Origin of the sequence: Nonomuraea sp. LPB2021202275-12-8 (assembly GCF_037044575.1) — a bacterium.
GTDB lineage: Bacteria > Actinomycetota > Actinomycetes > Streptosporangiales > Streptosporangiaceae > Nonomuraea.
The window spans coordinates 106,271-128,097 of sequence record NZ_JBAHWD010000004.1 but is presented as its reverse complement, the minus strand read 5'-3'; the positions used below and the strand labels follow the sequence as shown (position 1 = coordinate 128,097).

Below are 21,827 nucleotides of genomic sequence, written 5' to 3'. Positions count from 1 at the left end.
GCGGCTCTCCGCGCGGTGCGCTCCCTTCTGGGCCCCGAGCCGCGGGCGACTGTGACTGAGCGCTTCAGTTGGCGGAAATCGTTAGCTGAAACGCTCAGTCAGCACAGCCGATCGTGACGAGGCGCCGTTAGTCGGCTTCTAGAACGAAGAACAGGAAGCTCAGGAATCTCGTGCCGGTGATCTCGCGGAACTCCTCGGGGAAAAGTTCGCGGGCTTCCGGCACAAACGGCGGTTCGCTGATGACGCTGATGCGAAAGCCGGCCGTGGTGAAGGCTTCGGTCATCGCGTGCAGCGGCCGGTCCCAGAAGATCATCTGGGCGCTCTGCCCACCCATGGTCCATTCTTCGGTCCGGTTACGGGTTCCGAAATACCTGGGCTTTTCCCCGGCCATGTGACGCATGAGGGAGATCACGAAAGGATGGTCGACCGAGACGAGGAGTCGGCCGCCAGGCCTCAGGACGCGTCGCAGCTCGGCCAGTGTCGGTCCCCAGTCTTCCAGGTAGTGCAGCACCAGGGACGCGATGACGTCGTCGAAGGCGCCGTCGGGAAAGGGCAGCGGGCTGGCCAGGTCGGCGACCCGCAGATCCGCGTCGTCGCCCAGCCGCCGCCGGGCCAGCTCCAGCATCCCGGCACTCGCGTCGATGCCGGTCACGATGGCGCCTCGATCGCGTAGCGCGGAGAACAGGGGACCCGAGCCGCAGCCGGCGTCGAGGATCCGCCGGCCGGTCACGTCCCCGGCGAGCTCCAGCATCGCGGGCCGTTCGTAGTACGCGTTCACGAGGCTGGTCTCGTTCTCGGCCGTGTACCCCTCGGCGATCCTGTCGTAGTCGTTGAACGGGGAGGGATGTGCGGCCTCAACGTGATCTTCGGGCTTTGTAGGCATGCGGGCCATTTTGGCCCAGGAGTACTCACGATGAGGCCGTCTGGTCGCACCGGGCGGGGCCGGATGGTCTGCTGGTGCCGTACGCCGCGGATTCCGAGATACTGCGGCAGCTGGAGAGCGAGCCCAGCTGGGCGCGGCGATGAACGGCGATCTACCCCTCGGCCAACGCACATCCGCCGGCTGAAGTGCTAGTCCGCCTTGAAGCGCTCAGTCACAGCTCTCCGCTGCGGTGCGCTCTTTTCTGGGGTCCCGAGACGCGTGAGTCTTGCTGTGGGTTTACCGAGGTGGGCGGGACATTTGTTACGATTGAGACACTTGGAGCTCCAGGTATAGCCTGGTTTTTCGTGACAAACCAGACGGGCGGGCACCAGAATGCGGGTTCGACGCACTGTCTAGCCTTCATCGGAGGACGGAATGCGCAGACAGCTCCAGGCACTCGCCTGCCTCGGAAGTCTGGCGGCATTGAGCTCCATCCCGGCATCCCCTGCCGCCGCGCGGACCGCGAAGACCGCGGTGGAGACCTCGAAGACGGCCTGCCGGGTCGTGGCCGCCAAGCCGTCCCTCGACGCCAAGGGCATGGTCAGGGGTTCGGCCGGCAGGTCGGGCTGCGACGATCGAGCACTGCTCAGGGTGCGCGTCAAGCAGGCCGTCACCGGCCCCGACCGCACGCTCAAGAGCGGCTCGCGGCTTCTCACCAACGGCCGGATCACGGCCAAGCTCCGCTGCTCGGACACCCCCCGGCGCTACTACGTCGTGGCCCTCGACTACCAGGGCGGCACCAGCACCTCGCGCAGCGCTCTGCTGTCCTGCAAGGGGCGGCCCGCCACCGGCGGCGCCGGCGCCTCGGCCACCGAGACCGAGGTCGTCAGGCTCACCAACCAGGCCAGGGCCGGCAACGGCTGCCGGCCGCTCACCCACGACGCCAAGCTCCACACCGCGGCCGACAGGCACTCCGCGGACATGGCGGCCAAGGGCTACTTCGACCACACCTCCAGGGACGGCCGCTCCGCCGGCGACCGCATCAGGGCCGCAGGCTTCGCGCCGATCAGGACCTGGGGCGAGAACATCGCCATGGGCCAGCGCACGGCCGCCTCGGTGGTCCAGGGCTGGCTCAACAGCCCAGGGCACCGCGCGAACATCATGAACTGCAGCTTCACTCACATAGGGGTCGGACAGCACTCAAAAGGTCCACACTGGACCCAGGTCTTCGCCGCACACTGAGCCCCCGCCGCACGCCGAAGCCAGGGAGCGCGCGGGCACACCGGCCCCACCCGTGCCGGTTCCCACCGCACGCCCGCAGCGCTCCCCTCCGGCGGGCCCGGCCGCGACTCCCCCCGCAACGGACCGTGGCCGGGCCCGCATGCTTTCTCGATGATCAGGCGCGGTCGCGTACCAGGTCGTGGGCGGCCCGGCCGAAGGCGAGGACGCGCGCGGTGGCCCCGTCCGCGCGCCAGAGGAGTCCCCACTCCACCGGCGGGGCGTCACGCAGGACGACGTGGGCCACGTCGGGCCGGGCGTAGTAGCGCCTGGTCTGGGCGCCGACCGGGAAGACGCCCTCCCCGGCGCCGACCACGGCACGCACGCCCTGCTGAAGAACCTCTACGACGTCGGCCTGGTACGCGACGGCGAGCGCTGGGTCATGCGCCGGATCCGCATCGACACCTCTGGTTCACCGGCGGCCCCAAGGCCATCTTCGGCTGAACGGTGAGCCGACCGCCCGCCGCGCGAGGTGCGTAGATCCGCCCAGGTCAGAGAGGTGTCCGGTAGCGTCCCCATGACATGAGACTTGACGGAATCGCTCTCTGGGACGGCACCGAACCGCGGGGCCCGGTGGACCTCACCTGGGAGCCCGACCGAATCCTCGACCTGCGGCCCGCCGAGCAGCGGCACGACGGCCTGTGCGTCATCCCCGGACTGGTGGACACGCACGTCCACCTGATCGGCGACGCGCGTGACCGCCCGTCCGACTTCACCACCTGGCCGCTGGTCACCACCCGGGACGAGCAGGTGCTGCACGGCGTCGCGCACGCCCAGCGCGCCATGCGTCACGGCGTGACGACCCTGCGCGACCTGGCAGGCGACGAGGCGCAGGTCGCGCTGCGCCGGGTCTTCGACGAGGGACTGCTGCCCGGCCCGCGCATCAGGGTGCACGGCATGGTGGGGATGACCGCCGGGCACGGCGACCTGTTCCTGCCGCCCGCGCACCCTCTGCGCAAGCCCACCGCCGACGGCCCCGACGAGTGCCGCAAGCTGGTGCGCACCTGGGCCCGCGCCGGCATCGACGGCATCAAGATCACCACCAGCGGCGGCGTGCTGTCGATCGGCGACGGCCACGACTGGCGCAACTACACCCGCGAGGAGATCCGGGCGGTCGTCGACGAGGCGCACGCGCTCGGCATGCTCGTCGCCGCCCACGCCCACTCCGAGGGCGGCATCCGCGTCGCCGTCGAGGAGGGCGTCGACTCCATCGAGCACGGCACGCTCATGAGCGCGGACCTGGCGGAGACCCTCGCCGCCCGGCACACTCCCGTCGCCCCGACCCTGCTGATCAACAAGGCCGTCGCCGAGGGCCAGGTACCCGTGCCTCCGGAGGCCAGGGCCAAGGCCGCCGAGCTGGTGGCGAAGCGGGACCTGCTGTTCGCCGAGGCGGCGCGGCTCGGCGTCCGGTTCGTCCTGGGCACCGACGCCAACGGGCACCACGTCCAGTTCGGCGACCAGTTCGCCGAGGTCGTCCACATGGCCGAGGTCCTCGGCATGGACGCCGGGGCGGCCCTGCGCGCGGCCACCTCCGACGCCGCGGACGCCATCGGCATGCCGGTGGGGCGCGTCGAGCCCGGCCTCGGCGCGGACCTCGTGGTGCTGCGCGGCCGCCCGTGGGAGCGCATCGAGGACCTCGCCGTGGCCAACATCGTCGCCGTCGTCTCAAGAGGCCGCCTCGTCGCGGGCCGCCTCCCCTGATCCCAGCGGCCGCGCGCCCAGACCACCCGGCGTCGGGTTTACTCGTTGCCATGCGTCCCAAAGCGGAACTCCACCTGCACATCGAAGGCACTCTCGAGCCGGAGCTCGTCGTCGAGCTGGCCAGGCGTAACCGGATCGACCTGCCGACCTTCGACGTGTCGGCCATCCGCGCGCGCTACTCCTTCGCGAACCTGCAGTCGTTCCTGGACGTCTACTACGAGAACCTGGCGGTCCTGCGCACCGAGGAGGACTTCTACGACCTCGCCGCCGCCTACCTGCGGCGGGCCGCCGCGCAGGGGGTCCGGCACGCGGAGATCTTCTTCGACCCGCAGGCCCACCTGATCAGGGGCGTGCCGCTGGACGTGGTGTTCGGCGGCCTGTCGGCGGCGATGAAGGACAGCGACGTGTCGGCCGCGCTGATCCTGTGCTTCCTCCGTGACAGAGGCGCGGAGGAGGCCGAGCAGGTGCTGCGGGCGGCGCTGCCGTACCGGGACCGGTTCATCGGGGTGGGACTCGACTCGGCGGAGGTCGGCCATCCTCCGTCGCTGTTCAGGCGGGTCTTCGACATCGCCGCCTCCGAGGGGCTGCACAGGGTGGCGCACGCGGGTGAGGAGGGCGGGCCCGACTATGTGTGGCAGGCGCTGGACATCCTGCGTGTGGAGCGGGTGGACCACGGCATCAGGGCGATGGAGGATCCGCGGCTCGTGGCCCGGCTGCGGGAGGAGCGGATCCCGTTGACCGTGTGCCCGCTCTCGAACGTACGGCTGCGCGCGGTGCCGTCCCTGCGGGACCACATCCTGCCCGCGATGCTGGACGAAGGGCTGGTCGTGACCGTCAACTCGGACGATCCCGCGTACTTCGGGGGGTACGTGGACGACAACTACGAGGCGCTGCGGCTGGAGCTGGGGATGACCGGCGAGCAACTCGACCGGCTCGCCCGCAACTCCTTCGAGGCGGCCTTCGCGTACGAGGCCGAGCACAGCGGAGGGGCCCGCCCTACAGGCGGACCCCTGGATTACGCTTCGTAGCCGCTGAGAATTGACTTCAGCTGATGCTGCACTCGTTGTCTTCGCTCTTGATGCCGAGGATCTGGCTCAGGATGTCGCCGGTCTCAAGGACCAGCACGCCTCTCGTGCTGTTGTCCACGCCTTCCCTGGAGAAGATGTTCTCGTCACCGCAGACGAGGAAGTTGTTCTCCGGGTCGTCGTTGGCCTGGGGCCAAACGGCCGTCTCCGTGTGGGAGGTGGGCGTCGCAGCTAGCGCGGAGCCGCCGAACATGACCATCCCGCCGACGATCCCGGCCAGGATGAGCCCTTGTCTGTACATACTGATTCTCCTTGATACCGATCGACTACTCTCCGTAGCTATCGGGAGAAGATCTGCCCTGCGCCTTCTTTCCACAAACGCTGGCATTTTCACTCTTGACCTGCGAAAACACATCACCTGGGGGAAGTGATGCCGAAGATCGCCCTACTTGACGAATAGGTGTGCCCAGCTGGGGAATGCTCTCGTCTCTCGTTGCCTCGTGATGACCATGACGCGAGCACTCCGTGGCTCAAACTGGTGCATCTCATTGGGAAGCGGACTATAACCACCCACACCGGACCCCGCTCGGCGAACACGCCGTGATGTGCGTTCTCGTGGTGGTCGAGCCGGTTTTCTCCCACTCGCGCGACGACGACTACGTCAAGCGGCGCCAAGCGTGATCTGGATGCCGCTGCTGTCTCCGGGCTGGGGGTTCTGCGGCCGAGGGCCGAGCCGGCGGACGACGAGTCCCCGGAGTCATCCTCCGTGCGGCCGGACCTGAGCGATCGGCCACCCGAGGGTCGGGGGTGTCGGGCGCCGTGCTGCCGGCGGTGGGAGCGCAGCCCGGGTTCGTCATCGCGGGCGACGCCCTGACGCCCTGAGCCCGCTCACGCTCGGGTACGGGCGCCGTACGGGATGACGGATGGCGCTGGGCCGTCACGATCCTCATGGGCCGGCCTCGACGCGCAGCCGGCGACGCTCTTCCCGGATCGCGGAATCGCACGCGAGGGAGGGAGACGGTGGAGCGGACGACGAGCCCGCCGTCCGCACGACGGGCGGCGGGCGGGCTTCGCCGCCCGCCCGCCGCCCTGTCGCGGTGTTACTTACGCCTTGAGCCAGCTCATCATCGGGCGGAGCTTGGCGCCCGTCTTCTCGATCGGGTTCTCCTCGAGCTCCTCGCGGTAGCGCGTGAAGTCCTTCTGGCCGCCGTCGAACTCCTCGACGAGCTGCCGGGCGAAGGTGCCGTCCTGGATCTCGCCCAGGATGCGCCGCATCTCCTGACGGGTCTCGTCGGTGATGACGCGGGGGCCGCGGGTGTAGCCGCCGTACTCGGCGGTGTCGGACACCGACCAGTACATCTTCGAGATGCCGCCCTCGTACATGAGGTCGACGATGAGCTTCATCTCGTGCAGGCACTCGAAGTAGGCGACCTCCGGCTGGTAACCCGCCTCGATGAGGGTCTCGAAGCCCGCCTTGATGAGCTCGGAGACGCCGCCGCACAGCACGGCCTGCTCGCCGAACAGGTCGGTCTCGGTCTCCTCGGTGAAGGTCGTCCGCAGCGCGCCGGCGCGGGTGCCGCCGATGCCCTTGGCGTACGACAGCGCCAGGTCGAGGGCCTTGCCCGAGGCGTCCTTCTCGACGGCCACGAGACACGGCACGCCGCGCCCGGCCTCGAACTGGCGGCGGACGAGGTGGCCGGGGCCCTTGGGCGCGACCATGCACACGTCGACGCCCTCGGGCGCCTCGATGAGGCCGTAGCGGATGTTGAGGCCGTGGCCGAAGAACAGCGCGTCGCCCTCCTTGAGGTTGGGCGCGACGTGCTCGGCGTAGAGGTGGCGCTGGATGTGGTCCGGCGCCAGGATCATGGTGACGTCGGCCTCCTTCACCGCCTCTGCGGGCGTGAGGACGCGCAGGCCGTCGTTCTCGGCCTTCTCGCGGCTCTTGGAGCCCTCCGGCAGGCCGACGCGCACGTCGACGCCGGAGTCACGCAGGGAGAGCGCGTGGGCGTGGCCCTGGCTGCCGTACCCCAGCACGGCCACCCGACGTCCCTGGATGATCGACAGGTCGGCCTGGTCGTCGTAGAAAATCTCGGTCACTTGCTAAAACCTTTCAGGCGGTACGGTCCAGTGCCCTGAGGGACCGGTCAGTAATGGAACGGGCGCCGCGGCCGATGGCCACCATGCCCGATTGGACGAGCTCCTTGATCCCGAACGGCTCGAGGACCTTGACGAACGCCTCGAGCTTGTCCGGGGTGCCGGTGACCTCGATGGTCACGGCGTCGGAGGCCACGTCGACGCAGCGGGCACGGAAGAGCTGGACGAGCTCCAGCACGTGCGAGCGGCTGTCGGCGTCGGCCTTGACCTTGATCAGCATCAGCTCCCGCAGCACGGCGTGCGAGGTGTCCAGCTCCACGATCTTCAGGACGTTCACCAGCTTGTTGAGCTGCTTGGTGACCTGCTCCAGCGGGAGCTCCTCGACGCTGACCACGATCGTCATGCGGGAGATGTCGTCGTGCTCGGTGGGCCCGACGGCCAGGGAGTCGATGTTGAAGCCGCGCCTGCTGAACAGGGCGGACACCCGCGCCAGAACACCCGGCTTGTTCTCCACGAGCACAGAGAGCGTGTGCCTGCTCATTCTTCGTTCTCCCACTTAGGCGCCATGTCACGGGCGATCTTGATGTCGTCGTTGCTCGTCCCGGCCGCGACCATGGGCCAGACCATCGCGTCCTGGTGGACGACGAAGTCGATCACCACCGGCACGTCGTTGATCTCCATGGCCTTCTCGATGGTGGCGTCCACGTCTTCGGGACGCTCGCACCGCAGGCCAACACAACCATAGGCCTCCGCCAGCTTGACGAAGTCGGGGATGCGGCGAGTCGACTGCAGGTTGGTGTTGGAGTAGCGCTGGTCGTAGAAGAGGGTCTGCCACTGGCGGACCATGCCCAGGTTGCCGTTGTTGATGACCGCGATCTTGATCGGCACGCCTTCGAGCGCGCAGGTGGCGAGCTCCTGGTTGGTCATCTGGAAGCAGCCGTCGCCGTCGATGGCCCACACGGTGGCCTCCGGCCGGCCCATCTTGGCGCCCATCGCGGCGGGGACGGCGAAGCCCATCGTGCCGGCGCCGCCGGAGTTGATGAACGTGCCGGGGTTCTCGTAGTCGATGAACTGCGAGGCCCACATCTGGTGCTGGCCGACGCCCGCCACGTAGTAGGTGTCCGGCCCGGCGATCGCGCTCAGCCGCTGCATCACGTACTGAGGGGCCAGCGTGCCGTCCGCGAACTCCTCGTAACCCAGCGGGTAGGTCTCCTTGTAGCCGTTGAGCACGGTCCACCAGTCGGCGTAGTCGCCCTGCTGGCCGGACGCTTCGATGGTGGCGATCAGGTCGCCGATGACCTCCTTGCAGTCACCCACGATCGGCACGTCGGCGTGGCGGTTCTTGGAGATCTCCGCCGGGTCGATGTCGGCGTGCACGACCTTGGCGTGGGGCGCGAAGGTCGTCAGCTGCCCGGTCACGCGGTCGTCGAAGCGGACTCCCAGGCCGATGAGCAGGTCGGCCTGCTGCAGGGCGCCGACCGCGGAGACGCTGCCGTGCATGCCCGGCATGCCCATGTGCTGGGGGTGGCTGTCGGGGAAGGTGCCGCGGGCCATCAGCGTGGTGACGACCGGGATGTGGGTCAGCTCGGCGAGTTTGATCAGGTCGGCCGACGCGCCCGCCTTGTGCACCCCGCCGCCGACGTAGAGGACCGGACGCCTGGACTCGGCCATCAGCTTGGCGGCCTCGCGGATCTGCTTGGAGTGCGGCCGGGTCACCGGCCGGTATCCCGGCAGCTGCATCGTCGGCGGCCAGATGAAGGTGGTCTCCGACTGCAGCGCGTCCTTGGCGATGTCCACGAGCACCGGGCCGGGACGGCCGGTGGAGGCGATGTGGAACGCCTCCATGATCGTGCGGGGGATGTCGTCAGGATCGGTGATCAGGAAGTTGTGCTTGGTGATCGGCATGGTGATGCCGGAGATGTCGGCTTCCTGGAAGGCGTCCGTGCCGATCGCCCCGCTGGGCACCTGGCCGGTGATCGCCACGATCGGCACCGAGTCCATGTAGGCGTCGGCGATCGGCGTCACCAGGTTGGTGGCCCCGGGGCCACTGGTCGCCATGCACACCCCCACCCGCCCCGTGGCCTGCGCGTAGCCCTCGGCCGCATGCCCTGCGCCCTGCTCGTGCCGTACGAGCACGTGCCGGACCTTGGTCGAGTCGTACAGAGGATCGTAGGCGGGGAGGATGGCGCCGCCCGGGATCCCGAAAACGGTGTCGACTCCCACGTGCTCCAGCGCCCTGACCAGGGCCTGTGCACCTGTCATCCGTTCGGTCATCGGCTCGTTCCTTGCGTGGCTGCTCGCTTAAGGACATAAAAAATGCCCCTCCCCACCTGCGGTGGGACTGGGGCGGCGCGCAGGTCGTAGTGCTTCGCTAACGGCCTGCGCGCCGGCGAAGTACTACGAGAATCTCACTGCGAAGCATGCCTTACACCATAGCCGCTCCGAGCGCATGAGTGTCAACTTAGTGGACACTGATCTCAAACCGTGAGACTCGTCCTCATGAGGGAGTCCACGCCCCTGGCCGCCATCGGCCGGGCCACCAGGAAGCCCTGCCCCCTGGTGCAGCCCATCTCACGCAGCTGCTCCAGCTGCTCGGGGCGCTCGATGCCCTCGGCCACCACGATGAGCCCGAGGTCGTGGCCGAGCCGCACGATCGTGCGGGTGAGCAGCGTCAGCGTCTCGTCGCGACCCAGGCCGGACACGAAGGACGGATCGATCTTGATCATGTCGACCGGCAGCTGCCTGAGGAACGCCAGCGAGGCGTAGCCGGTGCCGAAGTCGTCGATGGCCAGCCGCACGCCCAGGGCGCGCAGCTCCGACAGCCGCTTGACCGTCTCCTCGGCGTCCTCGACGAGCATCTCCTCGATGACCTCGAGGGTGAGCGCGGAGGCCGGCAGCCCGCTCTCCGCCAGCGCCTCCTCGACGGTCTCGACGAATCTCGGCGCGGTGATCTGGCGGGCCGACAGGTTCAGCGACAGCCCGATGTCCCAGGAGGAGGCCCGCCAGGCGGCCACCTCGCGGCAGGACTCGCGCAGGATCCACTCGCCCAGCGGCACGATGAGACCGGTGTCCTCGGCCGGGCCGAGAAACTGGTCAGGCGGCACGAACACCGAGCCGCGCCACCACCGCACGAGCGCCTCGACCGCGGTCACCCTGGAGGTCGTCAGGTCCACCACCGGCTGATACTCGATGGCGAACTGTTGCTCGATCAACGCCCGCTGCAGGTCGGCGGCCAGCTCCAGCCTGCGCACCACGTCGGCGTGCATCTGCGCGGCGAACACCTCGACCCGGCGGCCGCCCAGCTCCTTGGCGCGGGCCATGGCGACGTCGGCGTTGCGGATGAGGTCGCCCGCGGGGAGCTCGTCCTCGGCGAACGCCACGCCCACGCTCGCGGTGAGCGCCACATCGCGGTCGGCCACTCTGAACGGCTCCTGCGAGACCGCCCGCACCAGGCGTTCGGCCAGGTCGACGGCGTGCTGAGCCTCGGCGCCCGTCTCCAGGAGCACCGCGAACTCGTCGCCGCCCCACCGGGCCAGCGTGTCGTCGGGGCGCACCGCTCCGCGCAGCCTGCGCGCCGCCTGGCCGAGCAGGTAGTCGCCGCTGGCGTGGCCGACGGAGTCGTTGACGGAGGTGAATCCGTCGAGGTCCAGGAAGATCACGGCCACGTGCCCGGAGCTGCGGCCGGCGAGCACCTCGCGGGTGCGCTCCTCGAAGTAGGAGCGGTTGGGCAGGCCGGTGACGCCGTCGTGGAAGGTGAGGTGGGCGACCTGGTTGCGCAGGGCCTCCTCGTCGCTCACGTCCCGGGTCGTGACCAGGAGCTGGTCCTCGCCGCCGGCGTGGCGGGTGGCGACCGACTCGGTGGGCCGCCAGGTGCCGTCGGCGCCGCGCACCCGGCAGGCGATCAGGCAGGCGCCGGGGCTGGCGTTCTCGTCGTCGTCCATGCCCATCGCGCGCAGCGAGGACTGGATCTGGGGCACGTCCTCGGGGTGGATGTAGTCGAAGATCGATCCGCCGACCAGCTCGTCGGGACGGTAGCCGTAGGTGACCTCCACCCCCGGGCCGATCTCGTGCACCATCCCGTCGTAGTCGCAGATCAGCACCACGTCGCCGGTGCTCTCGGCCAGGTCCCTGAGCTGCTTGTCGCCGAGCGAGACGAGCGTGCGCAGCCGGATGTTGGCCCCCGACAGCACGAACATGCGAACCAGCAGGAGCAGGACCACGGAGGCGGCGACCACCACCACGCCGGTGACGGGCGCCTGCCGTGGCGCGCTCGCCAGGTGCACGAGCAGCGTGCAGGTCGCCACGGCGACCAGCGCCAGCGGCACCAGCGAGATCAGGTTGCCGACGAGCGGGGCGGCCGACATCTCGCGCGTGCGCATCCACGGGATGGCGGCCAGGAGCAGGAACGCCACGGGCGCGAGGGCGAGGCTCCAGACCGGCGCCGCGCCCCCGTCGAGCCGGGCCACGGCGCTCGCCATGCCGGCCACCGTGGTGGTGGCGAGCACGGCGACCCCCGCCACCCCGAGCGGCCAGGCGGCGGACCTGCCGGTGACCGCGGACGGGATGACCGCGCACGTCACCACCAGCGCGAGCATCGGCGGCAGCATGGCGAAGGTGAACAGCGCCGGGTCCGCGGTCTCGGTGTAGACGTGGCGCAGCGCCACGACCCAGGCCACCACGAACAGCGAAGCGGCGCAGAGGTAGGAGTCGGCGAGATGCCGTAACACCACCATGGCGGGCAGCCTGCGACCGGCGGCGATCAGCGCGCCGCCCCCGATCAGCACGGCGCCGAGCAGCACGAGGAGATCGGCGAAGCTCACCATGAAACTGGAGCTCGCGGCGAACGGGCGCACGGCCATGCCCGCCGCCCAGATCGCCCCGCCACCGCCCATCCAGCGCGTGCCCATGGCCGTGGACCGCTGCTCGACCGGCTGGACCGAGGCGATCAGCAGGGAGGCTGCGGCGAGCAGCGCCGCGAGGAATCCGGCGACGGAGCCGGTGAGGAGGGCCGGGCCGCCCGCAAGGAGCGCAGCGGCGAAACCCGCCGCACCGATCACCGCCACAGCGGTCAGCGGTGCCCGTGGATCACGCCAGCGGATCACAGTCGTTGCCCATCCCGTCTCGAACCCTGCTCCCGAGACCGCCGAAGTCCGACGGTGCACATCGCCAGTGTGTGCGGTCGTGAGTGCGCGGGTGGTGACAACGCCGATGTCGTCACCGATCTGATAACCACACGGACCAATTGCCGCCAGGATTTCCTTGACACGGAGTCAGGAACTCCTGGTTAGACGCCACCGTACGCACTTAAGGTCACGGACCAGCCACGGTCCGGATTACTCTCAATACGCGTCCGTGATGACGTTGTCGAGTGGCTCACCAGCGAGGTGACGCGCCATTTGCGAGCGCATGAGCCGCAGCATGCGACGCCCCGAGGCAGGGGTGCTGCCCGCGACGTGTGGCGTGATCAGGACGCCGGGGGCGCTCCAGAGGGGGTGGCCCTCCGGCAGCGGCTCGGGCACGGTCACGTCGAGTGCCGCCCGCAGCCTACCGCCTTTGAGCTCGGCCACCAGGGCGTCGGTGTCGACGACCCCGCCCCTGGCGGCGTTGACCAGCACGGCGCCGTCCTTCATGCGAGCCAGGAACGCCGCGTCCACCATGCCGGCGGTCGCCGGGGTGGCGGGCACCAGCAGCACCACGACGTCGGCGCCGGGAAGCAGAGCGGACAGCTCGTCCATGCCGTGCACCCGGCCGCGCTCCTCCTCGCGCGCGCGCCTGGCCACCCGTACGACCTCGACCTCGAAGCCGTCGAGCCGCCTTTCGAGCGCCGCGCCGATGGAGCCGTAGCCGACGATCAGCACGGTGGAGTCGGCCAGCGCGCCGGTGTGGTGGTAGGTCCACTCGCCCTCGCGCTGCGCGTCGGTGAAGCCGGGGAACTCCCTGATCACCGCGATCATCGCGCCGACGGCCCACTCCGCCGTGCCCGCGTCGTGCACGCCGCGGGCGTTGCAGAGCACCGTGCCCTCCGGCAGGTGCGGCCGGTAGGGATCCACGCCCGCGGTGACGGTCTGGACCAGGCGCAACGACCCCATCCTCGCCAGCGTCCCCGGCACGTCCGGCACCGGGACCAGCGGGGGGATCCACACCTCGACGTCCTCGATCCCGGCAGGCTCCGGGCCCGTGCCGTCGTAGACGGAGCACTGCACACCGGGCAGGTCGGACAGGACTTCGGCGACCTCGCCGGAGGGAACCCAGATCTTCATGCCCGAAACTTTATGGCCAGGGAGTGAGTATGGGACACATGAGGAAGATCTGGATGATCATGTTGCTGGCCGCGCTCACCGCCTGCTCCGGCGCCGGTGGGGCGGCGGCGCCGACGGCGTCCGTGACGGCCGCGCCGCCTCCGGGGGAGCCTGCCGTCGTGGCCCGCGACCTCGCCGTGCCGTGGGCGATCGCCTTCCTGCCCGACGGCGACGCGCTGGTGACCGAGCGCGACACCGCCAGGCTGCTGCGGGTGAGCCGGACCGGCCAGGTCAAGGAACTGGGCACGATCGACGGTGTCGTCCCCGACGGCGAGGGCGGTCTGATGGGGGTGGCGGTCAAGGACGAGCAGGTGTTCGTCTACTACACCGCCGCCTCGGACAACCGGATCGTGCGCTACCGCCTCAGCGGCGACAGCCTGTCGGAGCCGCGGGTGATCGTCCAGGACATCCCCAAGGGCGTCATCCACAACGGCGGCAGGCTGGCGTTCGGCCCCGACGGCCACCTCTACGCCAGCACCGGCGAGACCGGCGACCGGCGGCTCTCCCAGCAGCGCGACTCGCTGGCCGGCAAGATCCTGCGAATGACCGCGGACGGCGCCCCCGCTCCCGGCAACCCGTTCGGCACGCTCGTCTACAGCCTCGGTCACCGCAACGTGCAGGGTCTGGCCTGGGACGGCTCGGGCAGGCTGTACGCCTCGGAGTTCGGCGCCAGCAGTTTCGACGAGGTCAACCTGATCGAGCCGGGCGGCAACTACGGCTGGCCGGACGTCGAGGGCCGCGGCGACGACCCCGACTTCACGAACCCGATACTCACCTGGGACACCTCCGAGGCCTCTCCGTCCGGCCTGGCCTACGCGGGCGGCTCGCTGTGGATGGGCGCGCTGCAGGGCGAGCGCCTGTGGCAGATCCCGCTGGCGGGTGACGGCTCGCCCGGCTCCCCGGTCGCGCGCTTCACCGGCACCTACGGCAGGCTCCGCGCGGTCACCGCCACTCCCGACGGCGCGGCACTGTGGGTCGGCACCAGCAACAAGGATGGCAGGGGCGACGAGCGCGACGGTGACGACAAGATCCTCGCCGTCACGCCGTCGTAGCGGTCAGCTCGTGCCGGCGCACACCACCTGTGCCTGTGGCCGGTACTTCGTGGTCAGCTTCTTGTCCCGCTTGACCTCGTCGCCGTCCCTGTAGAACACCCTGGTGACGTCGATGGTGAAGCCCTGCTGGCCGATGACGGGCCGGCAGTCGGGGGCGTCGCTGGTCTCGGTGCGGAAGGCGGTGAAGTTCCGCTTCTCCGACTCCACCGCGTCGATCTTGTCGTAGCGCTTGGTGCTCCACAGCGTGACCGTCACCGCCGTGGCGGTGGACGCGGTCTTGATCAGCACGCCGTGCTCGGAGTCGTTGCGCCACTTCATGTCGAGGTCCGGGTGGAGCAGCGCGGCGTCGCGGCCGGCCGGGTAGCGGGATGAGTGATAGTCCATCGCCGTGTGCTCGACGTCCTCGAACCCGCCGAAGTAGACCGCGTTGTAGAGCGAGGTGGCGAACTGCGAGGAGCCGCCGCCCATGATGGTGAGCAGCCTGCCGCCGACGATCTGGGGGGCCAGCACGTAGCCGCCCTCGACGGTGCGCTCGCCCACCACGTCGTTGAGCGAGAACGTCTCGCCCGGCTTCACCAGTTGCCCGTCGACGTCGGCCGCTATCTGCCTGATGTTGGTCACGCGCGGCATGCAGCAGTCGAAGGTGGAGGTGAAGGAGGCGACGGCCTCCTTGATGCCGAGCCCGGACACCTCCTCGGTGGTGATCTCGGGGGGAGCGGCGGAGAGCACGACCGGTATGACCCGGTCTCCCCCGGTCTGGACCATCTTGCCCACCTCGCGGGCGAGCAGCTTGCTGTTGACGCCCCTCCCCTGGCGCGAGGGCACCAGCTCGGGCTTGCCGTCCACGATGGCGTACGTCGCGTCGCGCGGGACCTGGGCCGCGTCCACCAGGTCGCTCTCCACTCCGGCGAGCGCGGCCTTGGCGTCGAACTGGGGCGTCAGGGCGCCTTCGCCGTCGGAGACGAACGCGAGGTTGGCCGCGATCGTCTCCGGGGCGAGCTGCGCCCGCTTGTCGCCGAGAGTCAGCGTGATCGGCCCCTCCACGGCCCGCCTGGCCTCCGTCTGGGCCTTGCTGACCGCCTCGGGCGTGGTCGTCGGCTGGGCGGGCTTCAGCGAGATCACCGCTGTGCCGCTGCCGCGCAGGAAGGCGTCGCTGATCACCCGGACCGCTTCGCCCCGGTCGATGAGGGCGCCGTCGCGTGGCTGGCTGGAGACGGGCCGCAGGCCCCTGAACGCGACCCGGCCGTCGTGCGGCGGCCGGTCGACGGTCTCCGCCAGGGCCTCCACGGTCCTGGCGAGCTGGGAGGCGTCGACGGTCACCCTGGGCTCGATCTCGGTCGTGCCGGTGAGCGCCCGCCACACCTCGGCGGGGCTGGGGAAGCCGCTGGGCGCCTGGCCGATCGTGGTGACCACGTCGAGCTCGAGGCCGGCCTCGTCGGGCTGGATGGTGTCCTTGCGGGCGCCGATGTCGACCACGACGGGCTTGTTGAGCTTGGCGGCCAGCTCGGTGCGGAGCTTCTCGGCCGCCTGGGTCACGGTCAGGCCGCCGATGTCGACGCCGCCGACGTGGGTGCCGCGCAGGACCGAGCCTGACATGAGCACCGCGGGCACCAGGTAGGCCATGGCGACGGCGACGAGCAGGAGCAGCGCGATGGCCGGCAGCAGGCGGCGCCGCCGGGGCGGGTCCGGATCTATCAGCGCGGGGATCCGGTCCTGGCCGCGCGTCCCGAACACGGGGAGCGGCGGGTCCTGCGGATGGCCGTTCACGGGCCAGGGCTGTGACGGTGTCGCGACCGGAGGCAGCGCTCCGCCGTTGGACGCGGCCTGCGGGCTCGCGGGCCCGGCGGGGCGGCGGGACTCCTGCTGCGGGCCCTGCGGGCCGAAGATGTCGCGGGTCACGCCGGGCGGCAGTCCTTCGATCTTCGGCTTCTTGGATGTGCCGCGCGTGGGCAGGGGCACCGAGGCGAACGGGTCGGTCGGCGATTCGATCGGTCCGGCGTTACGCACGCCTCAATCTCCTCCCGTTCCGCAGCCAAGTCTCAGGCAACAGTAAGGCACGCAGGTCCGCATATGTCACGGGAAAAGACTACGGAAGTGTGTCAGCCTAGCCACCGATATCGGTGTTCTGGACGCCCTGCCGTGCCGTATTTGGGCCGCGACCCGGCCCTGCCTTCGGCGCAGAGGTACTCCAGATAGCGGCGGGCGCTGACCCGCGACAACCCCGCGAGCTGGGCGGTCTCCGCCGCCGACAGGTCGCGGCCCGCCTCGCGCAGCGTCGCGGCGACCAGCGCGCAGGTGGCCGACGACAGCCCCTTGGGCAGCGGCGCGGCGGTCGTCGGGGTGCCGAAGAGCCGGTCCACGTCGTCCTGCCGGGCCTCGGGTCCGATGGCGGTGAACGTCCTGCGGGTGTTGGCGTACTGCTGCAGCCGCTCGGCCAGCGCCGCGGCGGTGAAGGGCTTGATCAGGTAGTTGACCGCGCCGCCGCGCATCGCCTCCCTGACGGTGGGCACGTCCCGGGCCGCGCTGATCACCAGCACGTCCACGCCGGTCAGCACCTTGAGCACGTCCAGCCCGGACATGTCGGGCAGGTAGATGTCGAGCAGCACCAGGTCGGGCCGGTGCTCGGCCACCGCCTCGATCGCGCCGGCCCCGTTGTGCGCGGTCGCGACGACCTGGAAGCCCGGCACCCGCGCGACGTAGCCGCCATGGATGCGGGCCACCATGAAGTCGTCGTCCACCACGAGCACGCGGATCCCGTTCATACAGTGACCTTCGCCGCCGGCAGCAGGGCCGTGAAGACGGCGCCGCCCGAGTTGCGGACCTTCACCCAGCCGCCCCTGCGCAGGCACGCCTGCCTGGTCAGCGCCAGCCCGAGACCACGCGGGCCCGAGTGCGCGGCCTTGGTCGTGAAGCCCTCCCTGAAGACCTCCTCGACCAGCTCGGGGGTGATCCCCGGCCCCGAGTCGCCGACCCGCACCCGCAGGCACTCCTCGTCCGCCGCGACCGACACCTCGATGGTGCCGCCCCGGCCGTCGAGCGCGTCGATGGCGTTGGCCACCAGGTTCCCCACGACCAGGACGGCGTCCTGCGGGTCGCCCAGCACGCCCTCGGGAACGCAGGAGTCCTCGGCCAGCACCAGCCGGGCCCCGCGCTCGGCCGCCTCGGCCGACTTGGCCAGCAGCAGGGCGGCGAGGGTCGGATCCCGCACCCGCTCGCGCAGGTCGCTGGCGTAGGTGCCGCGGGTGGTGCTGGTGATGAAGGCGATCGCCGCGTCGTGCTCGCCCATCTCCAGCAGCCCGACGACCGTGTGCATGCGGTTGGCGAACTCGTGCGCCTGGGCTCTCAGCGCCCCGGTCGCGCTGCTCGTGTCGTCCAGCTCTCGCGCCAGCCGTACCAGCTCGGTGCGGTCGCGCAGGGTGACCACCCAGCCGCGGTGCTGGCCGCGGACGGAGACCGGCGTGCGGTTGAGCACCAGCACGCGGTCTCCGTGCAGGACGATCCGGTCCTCGCCCGGGTCGGCGCCGCCGAGCACGTCGCGCATCCGGTCGGAGACCGCCATCTGCGTCAGGTCGTCGCCGACGTCCCCGAGCAGCTCGCGGGCGGCGTCGTTGACCAGCGTCACCCGGCCGTCGAGGTCGAGCGCGAGCACGCCCTCCTTGACGCCGTGCAGCACGCCCTCGCGCTGCTCCAGGAGCGCGGCGATGTCGCGCGGCTCCAGCCCGAACGTCTGCCTGCGCACCCGCGCGGTGATCAGCGCGGCCGCGCCCAGACCGGCGACGAGCACGGCCAGGGCGGTCCACAGCAGCGGCGGCAGCGCCCCGGCGACCTCGTCGACGACCGTGGCCTCCAGGACACCGACCGAGACCAGGCCGATGACGTCGCCGTACTCGTTGAGCACCGGCGTCTTGCCCCTGACCGTGGTGCCGATCGTGCCCTTCTCGGTGCCGACCCAGCTCCGGCCGGTCGTGAGCACGTAGGTGCCGTCGGTGGACAGCCGCTTGCGGATCAGCGAGGCGTTGGGGTGGGCGTAGCGGATCTGGTCGTCGTTGGCGATCACCACGTAGTCGGCGCCGGTGGTCTGCTGGACGCTCAGCGCGAGCGGCTGCAGGACCGCCTCCGGCCGCTGGAGCTCGAACGCCTCGCGTACCTCCGGGAGTCCCGCCACGGCCTGCGCGATCGCCAGGGCGCGCTGCTGGTAGAGGGAGTCGAGCTGGGCACGCGTGTGCTGGGCCCACACGCCGGCGGTGCTCCCCACGGCGAGCAGCACGATGGCCATCTGGAGCACGAACAGCTGGGTGCCCAGGGAGGGGTCGTATACCCGTCTCACGGGACACATGGAAACATGGAAACACTCCCAGGTCACGGGGGGGTTGCGACCAATACGACCATTACGACGCCTACTCACAGAGGCTCGACTCCGATGGTGCGGCGCTTCACCATCCAGTTTCCATAACGTGCAATCCCCCCATTGGAGTGATCATGCGTGTTCGCATACTCGCCGCGCTCGCGGCGCTCTCGGTCGCCGCGCTCACCGGCTGTGGCGACACCGGCACCGGCGGCGGCACCAGCGCGCTGCGCATCATGGCCCCGGCCGCGCCGGGCGGCGGCTGGGACCAGACGTCCCGCACGGCCGAGCAGGCGTTGAAGGCCGCCGACCCCGGCCGCAAGGTCGAGGTCTACAACGTCCCCGGCGCCGGCGGCACGATCGGCCTGGCCCAGCTCGCCGGCGAGAAGGGCAACGGCAACCTGCTGATGACCATGGGCCTGGTCATGGTGGGCGCCATCGAGCAGAACAAGTCCAAGGTCACGCTGGCGGAGACGACGCCGATCGCCAAGCTGACCGAGGAGTACGAGATCGTCGTGGTCCCGGCCGAATCGCCGCTGAAGTCGCTGGCCGACCTGGCCGCGGCCTGGAAGGCGGACCCGGCGAAGGTCTCCGTCGCGGGCGGCTCGGCCGGCGGCACCGACCACATCGTGGCCGGGCTGATGGCCAAGGCCGCGGGCGTGGACCCCAAGCAGGTCAACTACATCGCGCACTCCGGTGGCGGCGAGGCGCTCAACGCGCTGCTCGGCAACAAGGTCAGCATCGGCGTCTCGGGCGTCGGCGAGTTCGCCGAGCACGTCAAGTCCGGCAAGCTGCGCGCGCTCGGCGTGACCTCCGGCGAGCGGCTGCCCGGCCTGGACGCGCCCACCCTCAAGGAGGGCGGCCTGGACGTGGAGCTGGCCAACTGGCGCGGTTTCGTGGCCCCCGGCGGGCTCAGCGACGCCGACAAGAAGGCGCTGACCGACCTGGTCACCAAGATGCACGACTCGCAGCCGTGGAAGGACGCGGTGGCCAAGAACGGCTGGATCGACTCCTTCATGACCGGCCAGGAGTTCGCCGACTACCTGAAGTCCGAGGAGACCCGGGTCAAGGCCATCATCGCCGAGATGGGTCTCGTCTCCTGATGTCGTCGCCAGAGGAGGCGCCCGGCGCCAGGCGGCGGTGGTGGCGTCCGGAGCTGGGCCTGGCGCTGGTGGTGCTGGGCCTGGGGGTCTTCGTCGTGCTGGGCACGCTGGAGGTGTCCGCGGCGGCCTCGCAGCTCGGGCTCGGGCCCCGGTTCTTCCCGATCCTGGTGGGCGGCGCCATGATCCTCATCGGCCTGTTCTACGTCGCCGACGTGCTGCGCGGCGGGCGGGGCGATCCCGAGGCGAGCGAGGACGTGGACGTCGACGCGCCGTCCGACTGGCGCAGCGTGGGCCTGGTGAGCGGCATCTTCCTGGCCTTCGCCGCGGTCCTGAACGTGCTGGGCTGGATCATCGCCGCGAGCCTGCTGTTCTTCGGGCTGTCGGTGGCGCTCGGCGCGGAGCACAGGCTGCGCGCGGCGGGGATCGCCGTGGTCCTGGGCATCGCCACGTACCTGCTGTTCGTCAAGGGGCTGGGCGTCACGCTGCCCGGCGGGCCGCTGCAGGGGGTGATCTAGGTGGAGTCGCTGCAGCTGCTGCTCGACGGGTTCGGCGCGGCTCTGACGCCGGTCAACCTGCTGTACGCGCTGGTCGGCGTCACCCTCGGCACCCTGGTCGGCGTGCTGCCCGGCATCGGGCCGGCGATGACGGTGGCGCTGCTGCTGCCGATCACGTTCACGGTGCCGCCCGCCAGCGCGTTCATCATGTTCGCGGGCATCTACTACGGCGGCATGTACGGCGGGTCGACGACGTCGATCCTGCTCAACACGCCCGGCGAGTCCTCCTCGATGATCACGGCGCTGGAGGGCAACAAGATGGCCAGGCGCGGCCGGGCGGCGCAGGCGCTCGCCACGGCGGCCATCGGCTCGTTCGTCGCCGGCACGATCGCCACCGCGCTGCTGGTCGTCGCCGCGCCGGCCGTGGTGAGCTTCGCGATCTCGTTCGGTCCCGAGGACTACTTCGCGCTGGCGATCCTGGCGTTCACCGCGGTGTCGTCGGTGCTGTCGCGTTCGGTCGTGCGCGGCCTGGCCTCGCTCGGGCTCGGCCTGGTGATCGGGCTGATCGGCATCGACCAGCAGACCGGGCAGGCCCGGCTCACGCTGGGCATCCCGCAGCTCCTCGACGGCATCGACGTGGTGATCGTCGCGGTCGGCCTGTTCGCGCTGGGCGAGGCGCTGTACGTGGCCTCCCGGCTGCGCCACGCGCCGCCCGAGGTGGTCCCCGTGGGCAGGGCGTGGATGGGCCGCTCGGACTGGGGCCGGTCGTGGCGGCCGTGGCTGCGCGGCACCGCGCTGGGCTTCCCGTTCGGCGCGCTGCCCGGCGGCGGCGCGGAGATCCCCACGTTCCTGTCGTACGCCGCCGAGAAGCGGCTGGCACGCGGAGTCGCCCGCGAGGAGTACGGCAAGGGCGCCATCGAGGGCGTGGCGGGACCGGAGGCGGCCAACAACGCCTCGGCGGCGGGCACCCTCGTCCCGCTTCTCACGCTGGGCCTGCCGACGTCGGCGACGGCCGCGATCATGCTCGCCGCCTTCCAGCAGTACGGCCTGCAGCCCGGACCGCAGCTCTTCGACCACAACCCGGCCCTGGTGTGGGGCATGATCGCGTCGCTGTTCATCGGCAACACGATGCTGCTCGTGCTGAACCTGCCCCTTGCCCCGGTGTGGGCGAAACTGCTGCACATCCCTCGGCCGTACCTGTATGCCGGGATCGTCATGTTCGCCGCGCTCGGCGTCTACGCGCTGAACGGCAGCGTGGTCGACCTGGTCGTGCTGTATCTGCTCGGCCTGCTCGGGTTCGCGATGCGCCGCTTCGGGCTGCCCATCGCGCCGGCCGTGATCGGCCTGATCCTGGGGCCGATGGCGGAGATCCAGCTGCGGCGGGCGCTGGCCATCGGGGCGGGCGACGTCACCGTGCTGGTGCGCAGCCCGGTGGCGGTGGTCCTGCTGGTGCTGTCGCTGCTGGCCCTGCTCACCCCGCTGTTCAGAAAGATGCTGGCCAGGCGGAACGTCCGGCCGTCCCTGCCGGCCTCCCGGGAGGACTGACCCCGAGGGGGCTGGTCCACGCCCCCTCG

Annotated in this window: 18 protein-coding genes; 7 read left to right on the top strand and 11 right to left on the bottom strand. The window is 70.5% G+C overall.

Features of this window, described 5'->3' with window-relative positions:
* Positions 1-127 precede the first annotated feature (127 nt).
* The gene (locus V5E28_RS09110; RefSeq protein WP_336205986.1) at positions 128-892 is read right to left on the bottom strand and encodes a class I SAM-dependent methyltransferase; all 765 of its coding nucleotides are present in this window, start codon (positions 890-892) and stop codon (positions 128-130) included.
* 405 nt (positions 893-1,297) lie between these two features.
* Between V5E28_RS09110 and V5E28_RS09105 the strand changes: the two genes are divergently transcribed.
* On the top strand, positions 1,298-2,104 hold the full coding sequence (locus tag V5E28_RS09105) for a CAP domain-containing protein (protein WP_336205985.1): 807 nt from the start codon (positions 1,298-1,300) through the stop codon (positions 2,102-2,104).
* 154 nt (positions 2,105-2,258) lie between these two features.
* Here the strand turns inward: V5E28_RS09105 and V5E28_RS09100 are convergent, their stop codons facing one another.
* Complete coding sequence (locus V5E28_RS09100) at positions 2,259-2,465, bottom strand: hypothetical protein (protein WP_336205984.1); 207 nt, start codon at positions 2,463-2,465, stop codon at positions 2,259-2,261.
* 197 nt (positions 2,466-2,662) lie between these two features.
* Here V5E28_RS09100 and V5E28_RS09095 point away from each other — a divergent pair, with 197 nt between their 5' ends.
* Both V5E28_RS09095 and V5E28_RS09090 read left to right on the top strand, forming a co-directional pair.
* Positions 2,663-3,841 (top strand): metal-dependent hydrolase family protein, encoded by a 1,179-nt coding sequence (locus tag V5E28_RS09095; protein WP_336205983.1) that lies wholly within the window; start codon positions 2,663-2,665, stop codon positions 3,839-3,841.
* A gap of 50 nt (positions 3,842-3,891) precedes the next feature.
* Complete coding sequence (locus V5E28_RS09090; RefSeq protein ID WP_336205982.1) at positions 3,892-4,869, top strand: adenosine deaminase; 978 nt, start codon at positions 3,892-3,894, stop codon at positions 4,867-4,869.
* A gap of 16 nt (positions 4,870-4,885) precedes the next feature.
* On the opposite strand, the gene V5E28_RS09085 is transcribed toward V5E28_RS09090, so the two are convergent.
* The 6 genes from V5E28_RS09085 to V5E28_RS09060 all read right to left on the bottom strand — a co-directional run bounded on the left by V5E28_RS09085 (position 4,886) and on the right by V5E28_RS09060 (position 13,220).
* Positions 4,886-5,167 (bottom strand): hypothetical protein, encoded by a 282-nt coding sequence (locus tag V5E28_RS09085; protein ID WP_336205981.1) that lies wholly within the window; start codon positions 5,165-5,167, stop codon positions 4,886-4,888.
* Positions 5,168-5,970: 803 nt separating this feature from the next.
* Positions 5,971-6,954, bottom strand: a complete 984-nt coding sequence (gene ilvC / locus V5E28_RS09080) for a ketol-acid reductoisomerase (RefSeq protein WP_336206407.1) — start codon at positions 6,952-6,954, stop codon at positions 5,971-5,973.
* A 22-nt stretch (positions 6,955-6,976) separates the two neighbouring features.
* The gene (gene ilvN, locus V5E28_RS09075; protein ID WP_336205980.1) at positions 6,977-7,501 is read right to left on the bottom strand and encodes an acetolactate synthase small subunit; all 525 of its coding nucleotides are present in this window, start codon (positions 7,499-7,501) and stop codon (positions 6,977-6,979) included.
* Positions 7,498-9,234, bottom strand: a complete 1,737-nt coding sequence (locus V5E28_RS09070; RefSeq protein WP_336205979.1) for an acetolactate synthase large subunit — start codon at positions 9,232-9,234, stop codon at positions 7,498-7,500. Before V5E28_RS09070 ends, ilvN begins: the two co-directional genes overlap by 4 nt.
* Positions 9,235-9,437: 203 nt before the next feature.
* Positions 9,438-12,023: a putative bifunctional diguanylate cyclase/phosphodiesterase gene (locus V5E28_RS09065; RefSeq protein ID WP_336205978.1), complete on the bottom strand. Its 2,586-nt coding sequence runs from the start codon at positions 12,021-12,023 to the stop codon at positions 9,438-9,440.
* A 276-nt stretch (positions 12,024-12,299) separates the two neighbouring features.
* Positions 12,300-13,220 carry a 2-hydroxyacid dehydrogenase gene (locus tag V5E28_RS09060; protein ID WP_336205977.1) on the bottom strand — a complete coding sequence of 307 codons (921 nt, stop codon included), beginning with the start codon at positions 13,218-13,220 and terminating at the stop codon, positions 12,300-12,302.
* A gap of 38 nt (positions 13,221-13,258) precedes the next feature.
* Here V5E28_RS09060 and V5E28_RS09055 point away from each other — a divergent pair, with 38 nt between their 5' ends.
* Positions 13,259-14,311: a PQQ-dependent sugar dehydrogenase gene (locus V5E28_RS09055; RefSeq protein WP_336205976.1), complete on the top strand. Its 1,053-nt coding sequence runs from the start codon at positions 13,259-13,261 to the stop codon at positions 14,309-14,311.
* Positions 14,312-14,314: 3 nt separating this feature from the next.
* Here the strand turns inward: V5E28_RS09055 and V5E28_RS09050 are convergent, their stop codons facing one another.
* From V5E28_RS09050 to V5E28_RS09040, 3 genes are all read right to left on the bottom strand, one after another.
* The gene (locus V5E28_RS09050; protein ID WP_336205975.1) at positions 14,315-16,318 is read right to left on the bottom strand and encodes a VanW family protein; all 2,004 of its coding nucleotides are present in this window, start codon (positions 16,316-16,318) and stop codon (positions 14,315-14,317) included.
* Positions 16,319-16,410: 92 nt separating this feature from the next.
* Entirely contained in the window at positions 16,411-17,073 is a 663-nt protein-coding gene (locus tag V5E28_RS09045; protein ID WP_336205974.1) for a response regulator, read from the bottom strand.
* Positions 17,070-18,647, bottom strand: a complete 1,578-nt coding sequence (locus tag V5E28_RS09040; RefSeq protein WP_336205973.1) for a sensor histidine kinase — start codon at positions 18,645-18,647, stop codon at positions 17,070-17,072. Before V5E28_RS09040 ends, V5E28_RS09045 begins: the two co-directional genes overlap by 4 nt.
* A 143-nt stretch (positions 18,648-18,790) precedes the next feature.
* Between V5E28_RS09040 and V5E28_RS09035 the strand changes: the two genes are divergently transcribed.
* The 3 genes from V5E28_RS09035 to V5E28_RS09025 are packed head-to-tail and all read left to right on the top strand — an operon-like array spanning position 18,791 to position 21,798.
* Positions 18,791-19,759, top strand: coding sequence for a tripartite tricarboxylate transporter substrate binding protein (locus V5E28_RS09035; protein ID WP_336205972.1), 969 nt, complete (start codon positions 18,791-18,793; stop codon positions 19,757-19,759).
* Positions 19,759-20,274 (top strand): tripartite tricarboxylate transporter TctB family protein, encoded by a 516-nt coding sequence (locus V5E28_RS09030; protein ID WP_336205971.1) that lies wholly within the window; start codon positions 19,759-19,761, stop codon positions 20,272-20,274. The genes V5E28_RS09035 and V5E28_RS09030 overlap by 1 nt, the downstream gene beginning before the upstream one ends.
* On the top strand, positions 20,275-21,798 hold the full coding sequence (locus tag V5E28_RS09025) for a tripartite tricarboxylate transporter permease (RefSeq protein WP_336205970.1): 1,524 nt from the start codon (positions 20,275-20,277) through the stop codon (positions 21,796-21,798).
* Positions 21,799-21,827 lie beyond the last annotated feature (29 nt).